Here is a 16,135-nt window from a genome sequence, read left to right as displayed (position 1 = left end):
CACCTCTTTCTTACTGAAAACAACTTTTAACAATTTCAATAATTATATTCTGCTGTTCCGCAGTCATTTTATTATCACTTGGCAAGCATAATCCTCTGTAAAAAATATCCATTCCCTTGTCAAAAGGACATCCATCGCAATCTTTTTCACTACCCGCTATATAAGCATTTGTTCTTGCTCTGCCGTCTCCGTCTCTGGTCACAAAACCATTCATCCGATAAATCGGCTGCATATGCATTGGTTTCCAGATTGGTCTGCCCTCCGCATTATATTCGGCAAGTTTTTCCAGAATCTCCGTCGGACAACTCTTTCCATGTTCAGGTACATAGAGTGCATCTTTTTCTCCTCTAACCTGTTTACACATTGCCTCCTCGTTAACCAGAATACAACTCAGCCAAAAATTAGGTTCTGACTTCTCACTGTCATACGGATTCATTTGTACCGGCAAATCTTTAAAGCCTTCCTTATATCTGTCATAAATTGCTTTTTTCTGTGCAATATGCTCCTCAAGATGTGGAATCTGACCACGTACAACACCTGCGATTACATTACTCATTCGATAATTGTAGCCTAATTCTTCATGCTGATACCACGGTGCATTTTCTCTCGATTGTGTAGACCATTTTCTTACTTTTTCTGCTGCTTCTTTATCATCTGTCAGCAGCATGCCACCCGAAAATCCGGTAATGATTTTGTTTCCGTTAAATGAAATTGCATTATACTTTCCAAAAGTCCCTGTCTGCAGACCTTTATAGGTTGCTCCCATGGACTCTGCTGCATCCTCTATAATAACCGCTCCATGCTTTTCGCAAATATCTCTCAGTTCGTCTACTTTTCCCGGTGTTCCATAAAGATGTGCAATAACTACTACTTTTACATCTGGATATAATTCAAATGCCTTTTCTAATGCCTCCGGATCCATATTCCAGGTATCATATTCCGTATCAATAAAGACCGGAACACCACCTTCGTATACGATTGGATTTACTGTTGCACTGAATGTCATATCAGAACAGAAAACTTTCTCTCCGGGTTTTACTCCTGCCAGCTTTACTGCCATATGAAGAGCTGCCGTTCCTGCAGACAATCCGACTGCATACTTGCATCCAATCTTTTTGCATACCAGTCGTTCTACTTCATTGATATTCGCCCCAACCGTAGACATCCAGTTTGTCTCATATGCCTCCTGGACATATTTTATTTCTTCTCCATGCATCGTCGGACTGCTCAGCCACACCTTTGGTTCAAATTTTTCTATCTGCTCACTTTCTTTGAACATATGCTTCTCCTCTTCATTTCAGCTTCTGTATATTGCCTAAAAAGCGTGCAAAAATGCACGCTTCCTCCAGACCAGACCGCCTGGCCTGATCTCAACTATTCTTGCCTTTTCTTATTTTCTTCTCCTGTCGGATGTTCTCCTACCGGATGAAATGTTGTCACAATCTGCTCTACAAGCTCTACAATATGATCAGAATTGTTATAGCATGTATCAGCAAGTTCTTTTAATTGTTCAAAGAATACCTCTGTATCGAACGGAATCGGCTTTCCAATATGAATCAGTTCATTATCTGTCCGCATGATTCCTTCTTCTGCCATCAGCTTTTCTTCAAATAATTTTTCTCCTGGCCGAAGACCTGAATACTCGATCTTGATATCTACATCCGGTTCATATCCTGACAACTTGATCAGGTTTCTTGCCAGTGTATCAATCTTCACCGGTTCTCCCATATCAAGGACAAAGATCTCTCCCCCCCAGGCAAATGTTCCCGCCTGAAGCACCAGACTCACCGCCTCCGGGATCGTCATAAAATAGCGGATGATATCCGGGTGCGTAACTGTAACCGGTCCACCTGCCTCGATCTGCTTCTTAAATAGTGGAATCACCGATCCATTACTTCCCAGTACATTTCCAAATCGTACCGCAACGAACTGAGTTCCTGTTCTCTCACGATTCTTGATACTTTCAATTTTCAGTCTGGCAGTATTTCCCATAGTTTCTGAGTCTTTGCCGTCCGTCTGCTCTTTTTCTGCCTTTTTCAGACAGATTTCTGCCTGCTTTGCCAGCTCTTCTGCATTGTCTCTGTGGCCATGCAGTAATGGAAGTAAATCCATTCTGCCACTTTTGCTGACTGCATCCATGCTCTGGATTACCATCTCACACAGTCGCTTGCTTGCACCCATGATATTCGTTGGATTTACAGCTTTATCTGTACTGATCAGAACAAACCGCTTTACTCCATTCTGCATTGCCGCATAGGCAGTTTTGTATGTTCCGATTACATTATTTTTAATCGCTTCATTCGGGCTTGTCTCCATCAGAGGAACATGCTTATGTGCAGCCGCATGATATACGATGTCCGGCTTATATTTTTTAAAAACCTGATTCAGCCTTCTGCTGTCACGTACGGAACCAATCAGAGTCACCAGATTCAGTTCCGAATGATTTCTGCGAAGCTCCTGTTCGATGGCATATGCATTATTCTCATAAATATCAAATAGGATCAACTGCTTTGGCTCATGGGACGCAATCTGACGGCACAGTTCGCTTCCGATTGAGCCTCCGCCTCCCGTCACCAGAATCGTCTTTCCCTTTATGTACTGAAAAATCTGTTCCATATCCACTTGAATCGTATCCCTTCCAAGCAGATCCTCTACCGTAACATCTTTAATCTGTGCCAGCGATACTTCTCCCTGCACAAACTGATACGCTCCCGGAAGTATCTTCAGTTCACACTTTGTCTCTTTACACAGGTTCAGGATCTCTCTTTTTGCCTCTGCACTTGCTGTCGGAATTGCAAAAAGGATCGTACTGATCTGATACTTTTCAACTGCTGAAAAGATAGATGCTCTTCCCCCTACGATCGGTACATCTTCAATATTTCTGCCCCATTTATTTCTGTTGTCATCAATAATGCATTGCGGCGTACCATTGATCCGTCTGGAAGTCTTCAATTCACGTACAAGGTTCTTTCCCGCATCACCAGCTCCGATCACCATAATATTCCGGCCATTTGTATGGTTCTGCTCTTTTCTCACCTGTGCCATCCTGGTTCTCTCAAGAGTAATATAGCGATATCCGAACCGAATCCCTGTAATCAGGCAAAACTGCATGACTGCTCCTACTATATAATAAGAAGCCGGCATTCTCTTACAAAGCATCGTAATTCCTACATTAAAAAGGGTTGTAATAATGCTTGCAAGTAAAATATGGTTCAGCTCTGTATAACTGGCAAATGCCCACAAACTATTATATAATTTAAGTACCCAAAATACAGCCAGACAGAACACCGTATAAATCGGTGCAAATCTGAGCATTGCATGGATATATTCTGTTGGAATCTTTGTGAAACTGAAATCAAATCTTAGAAGTAACCCCAGAAAATAAGAAAAATTCACTGCGAATATGTCATATATGACCAGATAGGCGGCTATAATCTGCCAATGTTCGAATCTTTTTTCCTTCCCCTTTACGTCATTCTCTCCTCGTTCCGCTCTCTTTTTTAATTCTTTTTCCCTCATTGTATAACTATACCTTTAAAACTCCATCTTATGCCTCTGCACCTTTCGATGCACCCTCTGTTTGTCATGCACAATGATAGCATTTTCCCCCTTTATTTTCAACATAATTCAGTATATTTCACTACCCCCCCCCCTAATTTTTAATATTTTTTTAATATTCCCTTAATTTTTTACATATTTTTCCAGCAAAATCTGTCATTATTATTACACATTTACAAGATTTATCTGCTCCTTTATTTTCTTTTCTTTTTTCAAGAACTTTGTAGATTTTCATATTCCATTCAAACAATCATCACACAATTTTCACAAATTATTTCTATACTATAATTGTTCTTAACAAAGAACACTTTTTCATAAACTTTTTCCCCTTGAGTCACAGAAATGTGGCTCTTCCTTTTTGCCCTTTTTTACTCAGAAAAAAGCCGGTTTCTTATCTTTCCCCAGATCTGCAACTGTACATAGTCATATGCCTTATCATAAAGTGCAAAAATCACCTGTCCTGCCAGAACAGAACTGTAACGAAGCCACTCCGATATTTCTCCTCCGAAAAATAATTCTCCATATCCCAAAATCAATGGCAGATAGAGTCCGTTAAAAAGGATCACTTTTGCCAGCCGATACCACTGCATTTTCCGCTTTACTCCGGCAGAACGCTCCAGGATTTTCCAGATAAATTCTCTTCCCCAAATATAAAATCCCATTCCGGCAAAAGTAATAACATAGAGTTTATTCGGTGCCAGAAGAAACCCAAGCAACACTGCTGAAAGATAAAAAGCAAGTCCAGTCATCTGACCGAACTCTCTGAATACGACACCCACAAAAAAGGACGCTGCCGCCAATAAAAATAATGTATTTGTCTCTATCACACTTCCTAAAAACATAAAGATGACAGTCATCGCAAGCAGCAATCCACCAAACGCTGCCCTTTTCGCTTTTAAATGCATGTACAAAGATCTCCTCCCATACATTCACAGAGTGAATCCGCAATCCACAGGTCACAGCAGAGATTTCCTGTACCACAGGAATTACTGCTCCCCGGTGCATACCCTCCACCATATGGACTGTTGCTATAGCGGTTACTTCCAAATTCCAACTGATTCAGTAACTGCCGGTACTGCGGATTTCCAGGCTCCATGTTTACAGCCTGTGCTGCATGATCTCTCGCCAGAATATTATTTCCACAGCCTGCATTGGCACAACTGCTGAGATAATACCACATTCCACTCCTCTCATTTACCTGATCCAATGTATTTAACGCTTCTCTGTACCTGCGGCTGTTGATATAATTGGCCGCTGCCTGGAGCCTTGGATCAATCTGTCCGCCTGTATAACCATTTCCGTAGCTGTTCCCGTAACCACTACCATAACCATAACTATAACCTGATCCACTTGTCCGCTCTCTCATAATCGTATCATAAGCTTCCTGAACTTCTTTAAATTTTTCCGCTGCAAGATCTGCCAGTGGATTATTTATATTCGCATCCGGGTGATATTTCCTGCTCAATTCCCTGTATGCTTTCTTTATCTCATCATCCGATGCACTCGGAGACACCCCAAGTACCTCATACGGATTTTTCCTCATCTATTTCTTTTCCTCACTTTTCTTACTTTTTTTCATTTGTGCCTGATTCTGCTCCTGAATCCGACTCTGAATCTGATTATACCGATTCCAGACTCCATCATACAGGATATTCCTTAAAATGTCCACATCTACCAGACACGGGAGCTGCTCAAACCGTGCCGTACTTTCTGCGATCATCATTCGCAGGATCTGAACCATCCGTTCTTCATAATCTTCCTTTTCCGAGATCTGCTTTAACGGATTATAGCGATTTTTCTTTTTATCTTCAGAAAGATCCTCATAAGCATCCATGATATAAATAAACTTTCCTAAATAGAATCCCATCTTCCGGAGCGTCTTTTCCCAGATATCTTCCTTATAAAGCAGAAGTTCTGCCATCAGACGTCCGAAACACCACGCTGCCCGGTCAATATCCTGACAATTCTCCTTTTCACACTCTGAAAGTTCTTTTAAAGAGTCTCTGATCACTCTGCTCTGTCTTGGATACGCTTCAATGATCTTCTTCACTTTTCCTTCCATCATACTTTTTGCCAAAAGGCTTGTCACCTTCCGCTCATCCTGCCAGTCATCTTCCATATGATAATAAGCCAGCAAAACATTCATTGCTGCTGCATATGATGTGATCTCGTTCCGCAGCATCATCTGCTTCTTTACTGGATGGATCTTGCAGCGGTGCTTCTCCAGTTCTGGAATCCTCTCATACAATGAGGACAGCAGGATCACTGCAAACGTCATATCATATGTCAGCGTCATCTGCCCCATAAATCCATAATCTTCTTTTAAAGTACGACACAGCCCACAATAATATGCTCTGTATTTTTTCAGATCTTTTACCTTCAGTTCCGGTTCACACACCGTCACATAACCAAACATATCCTTCCTCTTTTCATTAAAATCTTATTTTTTATTATAGCATGGCTGTATCTTTTATAGGAATAGCTGCAATTATTAAATTAGCATTAAATCACCTGAAACTGGTACTGTCGATTTACAGTTTCACCTTTCTCTCACCTTTTCTCGCATTCACATTGTTAACCTCGAAGCAGTTCGATTGTTAACCTCGAATCAGAATTGGTTGACAAATGTTTTTTTGTGCTTTATACTTGCGTAGGACATCAAAAAATTTAATCAAGATATTTGAAAGGAGTCACTCATGACTAATCAGCAACCAAACGGACAGACAACCTCTCTTACTCAAAATTCAAGAACCAGACAGATTACTCTGATTGGACTGATGACTGCGATCACCTGCATTCTTGCACCGCTGTCAATTCCGCTTCCATTCAGTCCGGTACCGATTTCTCTCACAAATCTGGTTATCTTTATTTCCGTATTTATTTTGGGAATGAAAGATGCTACGATCAGCTTTTTAATTTATCTGCTTCTCGGTTCAGTAGGACTTCCGGTTTTTGCCTCCTTCCATGCAGGTCTCAGTGTACTTGCAGGACCGACAGGCGGTTATCTGATCGGCTTTATTTTTCTTGCACTGATCCAGGGCTTTGCAATGAAATATTTTGACCGTAAGCTGATCCCAACGATCATCGGTATGCTCATTGGTATGGCTGTATGCTATATCTTCGGAACAGTCTGGCTCGCAAAACTGATGAGCCTTTCCTTCAAAGAAGGACTTTTCATGGGCGTTATCCCGTATCTCCCGGGAGATGCTGTTAAGATCATTATTGCAGTAATCGTAGGACCAAAACTGTATGCAGCAACGAAAAAAGTAAGATAAATAGAATTAAATTTGTATTTGTTGGAATGATACGCTTGTAAAGAAAAAGACTTCTTTGTGACGAATCGGACGCGGAAATCAGGGATATTCCTTCGCAGTGCAGGCCCGCTTTACCTCAGCCCGTTGACCGTTTGTAACTCGAAAGTGGAAATCTTCGTGCAATGGCACTCGATTTACTTTCTCTAACAAACGCTGCAAAGTGTCTTCGGAACGCTCCTGCTAATGCACCTGCTCAGGAACATCCTGCTTTCCGCTGACCATCTCGATAAGAAGTTTTTAGCTCCACAGCGTATTCACTCAACAATGCAAATTTAAAAAGAATAGAAAAAAAGCCGGATGGCTATCGACTAAGATATTGTATTTACTATTTGATGGAGCGTTTATCTTAGTTGATAGCCATCCGGCTCTTTATTTCTTATTGGAATTTCGTCTTTGTTGGGAGAAAATGTTCTGGCATGAGGGAAAGTTTTCTCCCCGACAAATTTATCCAACTACAGCCAGTATCTTGCTGATTCCATCAACCGATTCTCTTAGTACTGCTGCAATTGCATCCAAAGAATAACCAAGCTTTTGCATTTGCCGGGCTACATCTTTTTTGTGGGAAGCTTTACCTTCAGCAATGCCAAGTTCTTTTCCATGAGCTTCTCCCTCGGCAATCCCCGATTGTCTGCCCTGTTCAATTCCAGCCTGAACGCCGTCATTATAAATATCTTCCAGTGCTTTACACATATCCAGTTCCTCCCTTTCTTCCTGTTCTACGTTTATCTCCATAAGCTGCCGGGAATTTAAGAATGCTCCAAGTGCATGATAAGTCTCCAGATCCAGCTTTTGGAAATAGTCTTTATGATTTGCCACATATGTACGCAATGCGTATTTATCCTGACTACATTGTAGCATACCGAAGATGATTTGTAAATCACTTTGAAAAGATTCTAAATTTTTCAGTCTTCTGACATCGACGAGGTTAATGTGATAATTGGGAAGGTACTTTTTCATCAGTTCCGCATGGTTCTTTTCTGTACCAAGATCGAACATCTGATGCAGTTCCAAAGGTCCATCCCATTCCTCTGTCCCATAATAGAAGATCAAAGTAATCACCGGGATGAGCTTATCATTTTTTTGAAACCGGGAAAGAAATTCCGCCGAAGAAAGACGGGGCGGACGTTCTTTCCATTTGACCCGCACCTGTTCCGCATATTCCATGCTGTCATAGAGCATTACTTTCAACGGTGCAGCGTAATGAATGGCAGTCTGTGATTCCACCGCCAGCAGCATCAGCACAGCCTGATCCTGCCAGTTCATGATGATATCACGGTATAGCTTTTTTACAACATTTTTCCCCTGAGCGTCCTGAAGACTGACTGCGGTTGTCTCCGGGCTGGGGTGAAGGTTCTCCGGCAGGATCACGGTTTCTCCATGAAATAAAATGGCGTTGAACAGGTCTGCGAACCGTTTCGTATCCTTAAGCCAAAGATTAACATTTACATCTGCTTGTCCCATAGGCAAGTCCTCCTAAAAATAAAATATTGTTATCATCAAAATGAAAATCTCTGACCGAAATGGTCTTGAAATATGAAATGCTCTCCATACTGGACATCAGACGTAGAAAATGGGAATTGGATCTGTCTGAGATTTTGATGTGAGATGAGTATAAGATAGTGTAAGAAAAAAATCAATTAAAAGAATTTAAAGTTTGTATGAAATAAGTATAAAATTTGTAGTTGTTGGGGGGGATACGCTTGGAAAGCAGAAAACTTCTATGTGGCAGAGCGGACGCGGCAAGCAGGATATTCACTCAACAATGCAAATTTAAAAATAAGAAGAAGAGCCGGAAGGTTATCGACTAAGATATCAAATCCTGCAGTTTGCAGATTGCTTATCCTGGTCGATAGCCATCCGGCTCTTTATTTCTTATTGGAATTTCGTGCTTGTTGGGAGAAAATGTTCTGGCATGAGGGAAAATTTTCTGATTTGAAAAGCCTAATATCCGCCCTTGCTGTTGCGTGAGCAGTGCATTGACAGGGAGCGTTCCGAAGACACTTTGCCCAACTTGTTAAGGAACGTAAACAGGAGTGCCTCTGCACGAGTGTTTCCACGTTCCTGTTACAAGTTGTCAACGGGCTGAGGTAAAGCGGGTCCTGCACTGCGATGCAACAACAAGTGTGGATATGGACGCTCTTCTGTCAGAAACACTTCCTGCTGTCGCGATATTTTCACCCCAACAAATACAAATTTATATCGCTCCCACCATACTTTTCACGTATTCTTCCACTTTCTCCACGCAGTCTTTTCCATACTCCGCACAGATTTTTACAATCGCACTGCCTACGATTGCCCCATCTGCACTTTCGCACATTTTAGCTGCCTGCTCTGGTGTGGAAATTCCAAATCCAACCGCACACGGAACATCTGTCACTTCTTTTACCAGTCCGACCATTGCTCCGATATCTGTTGTAATGGCACTTCTAGTACCTGTAACTCCCAATGATGATACACAGTAAATGAAACCGGAAGCTTCTTTTGCGATCATACGGATGCGGTCGTGAGAAGTCGGTGCGATCAATGAGATCAGATCTAACCCATACTCTCTGCATACCCTGTCAAATTCTTCTTTTTCTTCAAACGGAACATCTGGCAGGATCAGACCGTCCATCCCGATTTCCGCTGCTCTCTTAATGAACCGCTCTGTTCCATATGAAAAGACTACATTTGCATATGTCATAAATACCAGTGGAATTGCTGTATTTTTTCTTATTTTTACAACCAGGTCAAAAATCTTGTCTGTCGTAACACCACCGGAAAGTGCTCTCAGATTTGCTCCCTGGATCACCGGACCTTCTGCTGTCGGATCTGAAAATGGGATTCCCAGTTCAATCAGCGATGCACCTGCCCGTTCCATCGCATAGACAAGCTGCTCCGTTGTCTCTAAATTTGGATCACCGCATGTAATAAATGGTATAAATGCTTTTTTTCCTTCAAATGCTTTCTGAATCTTACTCATGGATATCCTCCCCTCTGTAACGTGCAATTGCTGCACAGTCCTTATCTCCACGACCGGAAATATTGATAACAATAATCTGATCTTTTTTCATTGTCGGTGCCAGTTTCCTTGCATATGCCACTGCATGGGCACTCTCGATGGCTGGAATGATTCCTTCTGTTCTTGAAAGATATTCAAACGCATCAACTGCCTCATCATCTGTGATTGCTACATATTCTGCTCTGCCTTTATCATACAGATCTGCATGTTCTGGTCCGATTCCCGGATAATCAAGCCCTGCTGAAATAGAATAGACTGGTGCAATCTGTCCATATTCATCCTGACAGAAATAGGATTTCATTCCGTGGAAGATTCCTAATTTTCCTGTAGCGATCGTTGCGGCTGTTTCCGCAGTATTAATTCCTCTTCCTGCTGCCTCACAACCGATCAGTCGTACACTCTCATCTTCGATAAAATTGTAAAATGCACCGATTGCATTGGATCCGCCTCCCACGCAGGCAAGCACTGCATCCGGGAGTTTTCCTTCTTTTTCCATCAACTGTTCCTTGATCTCTTTTGAAATCACAGCCTGAAAATCACGCACAATCTGTGGGAATGGATGTGGTCCCATGCAAGAACCGAGTACATAATGTGTATCTTCTATTCTCTTCGTCCACTCTCTCATCGTCTCCGATACAGCATCTTTTAAAGTTGCTGTTCCGGTTGTGACTGCATGTACTTTTGCACCTAAAAGTCTCATTCTGTAAACATTCAATGCCTGACGTTCTGTATCTTCTTTTCCCATAAAGATTTCACATTCCATATCCATCAGTGCTGCTGCTGTCGCTGTTGCCACTCCATGCTGACCTGCACCGGTTTCTGCAATAACCCTGGTCTTTCCCATTTTCTTTGCAAGAAGAACCTGACCAAGTACATTATTGATCTTATGTGCTCCGGTATGATTCAAGTCTTCTCTTTTCAAATAAATCTTTGCACCGCCCAGATCTTCCGTCATTCTTTTGGCATAATACAGCCGGGATGGTCTTCCCGCATATTCATTTAAAAGTGTATTCAGCTCATCGTTAAATTCTTTGTCGTTTTTATAATGGTTATAAGCTTCTTCAAGCTCGATCACTGCATTCATCAGCGTTTCAGGAATATACTGTCCGCCATGAATCCCATATCTTCCTTTTGTCATTTTTTAACTCCTTCTTTTTTATTTTCTTTTGTTCTCTTGTTTCTATATTGTTTTCCCGGTATCCCGCACTGCTTTTACTGCTGCCAGTATTTTTTTCCGGTCTTTTTTTCCATCGGTTTCTACAGAACTGCTCAGATCGATCACTGCAGGATGATAGATCTGGATCGCTTCTTTTATATTTTCTGTTCCGAGTCCTCCTGCCAGGAAATATCGATGATCCGGCACTGCTTTTAAAATGCTCCAGTCAAATGTTTTTCCTGTTCCTTTTCCATGATCTAACAGCACTTCATCTGCAACAGTATCAAAAGCTTTTTTTACCTCTTCTTCCGTACTGACCTTCACCGCTTTGATCAACGGTTTCGCTGTCAGTTTTTTCAGATTTGCTATATAAGTTTCATCTTCATTTCCATGAAGCTGAGCAAGATCGATCAGATCTTCATTTAGCAGCTTCGCAACCGATTCAGCAGGTGCATCTACAAAAACTCCGACTGCTTTCATCTCTTTTCTAAGTATTTTCTTCAGTTCTGCAAGCTGGTCCACAGAAATATTTCTTTTGCTCGGCGGGTAATTAATAATAAATCCACAATAATCCGGGCATGCCTCGTTGACCGCCTCAATATCTTCCATTCTGCTCAGCCCACAGATTTTAATCTTTGTTTTTGGAATCTTTGATCCTGGGGGCTGTGATTTCTGAATCTGCGATTTCAAAATCCGGGCTTTTGGGATTCCGGGATCTTTATTTTCTTCTGACATTTTCAACATCCTTTCCGGGTTTCCATCCGCAGTTCTGCGAGCTTCTTTTTCCGGTCTTCCGCCCGCATCAGCAACTCCCCGATCAGCACTGCATCTGTTCCATTTTTATAAAGGGCTTTCATATCTTCTCCCCCTTTAATTCCGCTTTCTGACACGAAAACGGTCTTTGGATCTACCAGTTCCCGCAACCGGATACTGTTGTTGATATCTACCGTGAAATCTTTCAGATTCCGATTATTGACTCCTATGATTTTTGCTCCGATCCTGTCTGCCGTCAAAATCTCCTCTTCACTGTGAGTTTCCACTAATGCAGAAATTCCAAGCTCTTCCGCCAGTTGATGATATGCTTTTAACTGCCCTTCATCCAGACAGGAACAGATCAGAAGCACTGCGGCAGCTCCCATCGCTTTTGCCTGATAGATCATATATTCATCACAGGTAAAATCTTTTCGGAGTACCGGAATGGATACTTTCTGTACGATCTCTTCCAGATAGCGGTCACTTCCCTGAAACCAGAATGGCTCTGTCAGACATGAAATTGCTGCCGCACCGCCAGCTTCATAATCCTGTGCTATCTGCACATATGGAAAATCCGGTGCAATCAGTCCTTTAGAAGGAGATGCCTTTTTTGCCTCGCAGATAAAGGAAAGTCCCTCTGCACGAAGTGCCTGCTCAAATGCAAATTTTGTTGTATCGGAACTGGCTTTTTCTTCTGCCTTTTTTCTTATTTCATTTATGGGAATTTGCTTTTTTTCTCCTCTGATCCGTTCTTTTGTTCTTTCCGTGATCGTCTCAAGAATGTTCATACCTGCTGTTTCCTTCCTGTTTTTGTTGTTCTCTTACATTTATTACTTCTGGCTTTCTTCTCTGAACTGTTCCAGCTTCTTCAAAGCAAGACCTTCATCAATGATCTGCTCTGCTTTTCTTATTCCTGCTTCAATCGTATCTGCCTTGCCTGCAATATAGATCGCGGCTCCGGCATTCAGGCACACTGCCTGACGTTTCGGTCCTTTGTCTGCCCCTGACAGAATCTCCATCGTGATCTTTGCATTTTCTTCCGGTGTTCCTCCGGTCAACGCACCTTTTTCACAGCGTTCATATCCAAATTGTTCCGGTGTGATCTCGTATGAAATGAATTTTCCATCTTTAATCTCACATACAGATGTTGCCGCACACATGGAAATTTCATCCAGCTTATCCTGTCCGTAAACGACCATTCCACGGACAACTCCCAGATTCGCCATTACCTGTGCCAGTGGTTCAACAAGACTCTGATCATATACACCCATCAATTCCATATTTGCACCGGCCGGATTGGAGAGTGGTCCGAGAATATTGAAAACTGTACGGATTCCCAGTTCTTTACGGATCGGTCCGACATATTTCATTGCGATATGATAATTCTGTGCGAACAAGAAACAAATCTGTATCTTATTCAATAATTCTGTGCTTTTCTCCGGTGGAACATCAATTTTAACGCCCAATGCTTCAAGTACATCTGCTGCACCGGACTTTGAAGATGCTGCACGATTTCCATGCTTTGCTACTGGGATTCCTGCTGCCGCAATAACCATGGAAGAGGTCGTTGAAATGTTAAAGGAATTGGATCCGTCTCCACCTGTTCCTACAATTTCAAGTACATCCATATCATGAAGCAGTTTGATGCAGTGTGCCCGCATACCGGATGCTGATGCTGTAATCTCATCGATCGTTTCACCTTTCATGGAAAGAGCTGTCAGATATGCGGATTTCTGTACATCTGTCGCTTTCCCCTCCATGATCTCATTCATGACCTGCTCTGCTTCTGCATATGTCAGATCTTCTTTTTTGGCCAGTTTGATAATTGCTTCTTTAATCATTTTCTGCTCCTCCTGTGTCTGCATAATTTACTGCTTTTCTATAAAGTTTTTTATCATCGTAAATCCTTTCGGTGTCATAACTGACTCCGGGTGAAACTGTACACCATAGATTGGATATTTTTCATGCTCCATTGCCATCACTTCTCCGTCTTTGCTTCTTGCAGTCACCTTAAGTTCTTTCGGAAGTGTATCTTCTTCCACTGCAAGGGAGTGATAGCGTGCCACCTGCACCGGCTTTTCAAGTCCTCGGAATAAAAGACTGTCTGTATCCACATCCTCAAGGAGTGACGTTTTTCCATGCATCAGATGCTTTGCATATCCTACGGTTGCTCCAAATGCTTCTGCGATTGCCTGATGTCCCAGGCACACTCCGAGAATCGGGATCTTTCCTTTTAATTCCCGGATCACATGGATACATTCTCCCGCCTCAGACGGTTTTCCCGGACCTGGCGAGATTACAATCTTATCCGGATTCATTTTCAGGATTTCTTCTGAAGTGATCTCATCATTTCGCACAACCTTTACATCCGGTTCAATTTCTGCAATAAACTGATACAGGTTATATACAAAACTGTCATAATTATCAATTAAAAGTATCATTCCAGACCTCCTTCTGCAATCTTAATTGCCTGCAATACTGCTCCTGCCTTGTTCAGACATTCCTGAAATTCATTTTCCGGAATACTGTCCGCTACGATTCCTGCACCGGACTGTACCCGGACACTTCCATTTTTCTTATATGCCAGACGGATGGAAATACAGGTATCTACATTTCCGGCAAAATCAAGATATCCGACTGCTCCTCCATAAATTCCTCTTTTTTCCTTTTCCAGTTCTGCGATAATCTCGCATGCCCGGATTTTTGGTGCTCCTGAAAGAGTTCCGGCAGGAAGAATCGCATCCACTACATCAAGAGCATCTTTTTCCTCACTGATCGTTCCGGTTACAGTAGAACCTATATGCATAACATGGGAAAATCTCTGGATTTCCATATATTTATCTACTTTAACACTTCCCGGCCGGCTGATCTTTCCGACATCATTTCTTCCCAGATCTACAAGCATGTTATGTTCTGCCAGTTCTTTTTCATCTGCCAGCAGTTCTCGTTCCAGCCTCTGATCTTCCTCCTCCGTCTTTCCACGGGGTCTTGTTCCTGCCAGCGGGAAGGTGCAGACCGTTCCATTTTCAAGCTTCGCAAGCGTTTCCGGCGAAGCTCCTGCCACTTCGATATCGTCACTTGAGAAGTAGAACATATAAGGTGACGGATTCGATGTCCGCAGTACCCGGTAAGTATCAAAAAGACTTCCTTTTGCCTTTGCCGTAAGTGGATTAGAAAGAACCACCTGGAAAATATCACCTTCCCGGATATATTCTTTTGCTTTTTCCACCATTCTGCAATACTCTGCTTTTTCTGCTCCCGGCTGAAATTCTTCTTCCAGTTTCAACGGTTTAAATACTGCCTTTGCACCACTGCGGATCAGTCGCTCCATTTCTTCCAGTTCTCTTTGTGCATTTTCGTAATTTTCTTCCAGGTCTCCATCCAGCCGGACTCCGGTGATCAGGATCAGCTTCTGTCTGTAGTTATCAAAGACGATAACCCTGTCAAATAACATCAGATCCGCATCCCGGAAATCATTTTCTGACGCTCCATTTAAAATCGGTTTCAGTGATGGTTCCCCATATTTGATGTAATCATATGAAAAATATCCCACCAGACCACCTGTATATGGCGGTAATCCGGGAACAACCGGGCTTTTATAGTCTTTTAAAATCTCCCGGAGAATTTTCCCCGGATGATCCGTCTGGACTTCTCTTTTTATCTTCTCATCCTCTTCATTTCCTTCAAGGATGACTACTTTTCCATCCATACACGTAATTTCCATTGTCGGTGCATAGCCCAGGAAGGAATACCTTCCCCACTGTTGTCGGTCCTCCGCACTTTCCAGCAGATAGCAGTGTCTGCTGGCCGCCCGAAGGGTTCTCATAACGCTGATCGGTGTAAATGCATCAGCATAGAGTTCTCTGCTGACCGGAACTCTTTTATATTTTCCTGATGCAGCATAATTTTGAATCATTTCCAGTGTCTCATTCATCTGTAGTCCTCCTTTTATGTCGAAATTTTATTCCGGCAGGGACAAAATAAAAAAGTCCCTGACAGAATATTTCTACTCTGTCAAGGACGGTAAGTCTAATTTATTTCCGCGGTGCCACCTTGATTCATGGAATTTTCCATGCACTTTGCGAGATACAATCATATCTCCGGCAACTGACGTATGCCTCCACGTCACAGAATACTCAGAATTATAAATCAATATCCAATCTGAAATTTTGCAGACCTCTTTTATAAATTCCTTTGACTGTACCCTCAGCGGTCCATTTGGCAGACTGCGTTTCAATCCGGCTCTCAGCCTCCCGGACTCTCTGTATGTGCACGACTACTTTGATCTCCGCTTCAACGGTTTATTTTTCTTAAATTTGGTGACATTTTACTACTTTAGTGCGGTGATGTCAA

The 16,135-nt window shown here is 42.3% G+C and carries 14 protein-coding genes; 1 reads left to right on the top strand and 13 read right to left on the bottom strand.

All coding sequences use genetic code 11. The features are described 5' to 3' along the window. Positions 1–10: 10 nt before the first annotated feature. The 5 genes from NQ541_RS02585 to NQ541_RS02565 all read right to left on the bottom strand — a co-directional run bounded on the left by NQ541_RS02585 (position 11) and on the right by NQ541_RS02565 (position 5,974). Positions 11–1,279, bottom strand: a complete 1,269-nt coding sequence (locus NQ541_RS02585) for a DegT/DnrJ/EryC1/StrS family aminotransferase (RefSeq protein WP_005608856.1) — start codon at positions 1,277–1,279, stop codon at positions 11–13. Positions 1,280–1,374: 95 nt separating this feature from the next. Continuing rightward, the gene (locus NQ541_RS02580; RefSeq protein WP_005608861.1) at positions 1,375–3,519 is read right to left on the bottom strand and encodes a polysaccharide biosynthesis protein; all 2,145 of its coding nucleotides are present in this window, start codon (positions 3,517–3,519) and stop codon (positions 1,375–1,377) included. Between the two features lie 407 nt (positions 3,520–3,926). Beyond that, a complete protein-coding gene (locus NQ541_RS02575) occupies positions 3,927–4,463 on the bottom strand; it encodes a hypothetical protein (RefSeq protein WP_005608867.1) in 537 nt (178 codons plus the stop codon). After that, positions 4,454–5,101 carry a DnaJ domain-containing protein gene (locus NQ541_RS02570; RefSeq protein ID WP_005608869.1) on the bottom strand — a complete coding sequence of 216 codons (648 nt, stop codon included), beginning with the start codon at positions 5,099–5,101 and terminating at the stop codon, positions 4,454–4,456. Before NQ541_RS02570 ends, NQ541_RS02575 begins: the two co-directional genes overlap by 10 nt. After that, a complete protein-coding gene (locus NQ541_RS02565) occupies positions 5,102–5,974 on the bottom strand; it encodes a DUF5685 family protein (RefSeq protein ID WP_005608871.1) in 873 nt (290 codons plus the stop codon). 280 nt (positions 5,975–6,254) lie between these two features. Here NQ541_RS02565 and NQ541_RS02560 point away from each other — a divergent pair, with 280 nt between their 5' ends. Beyond that, the gene (locus NQ541_RS02560; protein WP_005608873.1) at positions 6,255–6,833 is read left to right on the top strand and encodes a biotin transporter BioY; all 579 of its coding nucleotides are present in this window, start codon (positions 6,255–6,257) and stop codon (positions 6,831–6,833) included. 483 nt (positions 6,834–7,316) lie between these two features. Here NQ541_RS02560 and NQ541_RS02555 read toward each other — a convergent pair whose 3' ends face one another. The 8 genes from NQ541_RS02555 to trpE form a co-directional block, all read right to left on the bottom strand. Continuing rightward, positions 7,317–8,333, bottom strand: a complete 1,017-nt coding sequence (locus NQ541_RS02555; RefSeq protein WP_259936440.1) for an Rpn family recombination-promoting nuclease/putative transposase — start codon at positions 8,331–8,333, stop codon at positions 7,317–7,319. 733 nt (positions 8,334–9,066) lie between these two features. After that, positions 9,067–9,834 carry a tryptophan synthase subunit alpha gene (trpA, locus tag NQ541_RS02550; RefSeq protein WP_005610341.1) on the bottom strand — a complete coding sequence of 256 codons (768 nt, stop codon included), beginning with the start codon at positions 9,832–9,834 and terminating at the stop codon, positions 9,067–9,069. Then, entirely contained in the window at positions 9,827–11,011 is a 1,185-nt protein-coding gene (trpB, locus tag NQ541_RS02545) for a tryptophan synthase subunit beta (protein WP_005610338.1), read from the bottom strand. Before trpB ends, trpA begins: the two co-directional genes overlap by 8 nt. A 42-nt stretch (positions 11,012–11,053) precedes the next feature. After that, on the bottom strand, positions 11,054–11,764 hold the full coding sequence (locus NQ541_RS02540; protein ID WP_023921995.1) for a phosphoribosylanthranilate isomerase: 711 nt from the start codon (positions 11,762–11,764) through the stop codon (positions 11,054–11,056). A gap of 2 nt (positions 11,765–11,766) precedes the next feature. Next, the gene (gene trpC / locus NQ541_RS02535; RefSeq protein ID WP_005610333.1) at positions 11,767–12,570 is read right to left on the bottom strand and encodes an indole-3-glycerol phosphate synthase TrpC; all 804 of its coding nucleotides are present in this window, start codon (positions 12,568–12,570) and stop codon (positions 11,767–11,769) included. Between the two features lie 42 nt (positions 12,571–12,612). Then, on the bottom strand, positions 12,613–13,623 hold the full coding sequence (gene trpD, locus NQ541_RS02530; RefSeq protein ID WP_023921994.1) for an anthranilate phosphoribosyltransferase: 1,011 nt from the start codon (positions 13,621–13,623) through the stop codon (positions 12,613–12,615). 27 nt (positions 13,624–13,650) lie between these two features. After that, positions 13,651–14,223: an anthranilate synthase component II gene (locus tag NQ541_RS02525; protein WP_005610329.1), complete on the bottom strand. Its 573-nt coding sequence runs from the start codon at positions 14,221–14,223 to the stop codon at positions 13,651–13,653. Further along, on the bottom strand, positions 14,220–15,716 hold the full coding sequence (gene trpE, locus NQ541_RS02520) for an anthranilate synthase component I (protein WP_005610327.1): 1,497 nt from the start codon (positions 15,714–15,716) through the stop codon (positions 14,220–14,222). Before trpE ends, NQ541_RS02525 begins: the two co-directional genes overlap by 4 nt. Positions 15,717–16,135 lie beyond the last annotated feature (419 nt).

Origin of the sequence: [Ruminococcus] lactaris ATCC 29176 (assembly GCF_025152405.1) — a bacterium.
GTDB classification, from domain to species: Bacteria; Bacillota; Clostridia; order Lachnospirales; family Lachnospiraceae; genus Mediterraneibacter; species Mediterraneibacter lactaris.
This window is presented reverse-complemented; position numbering and strand designations above follow the sequence as displayed.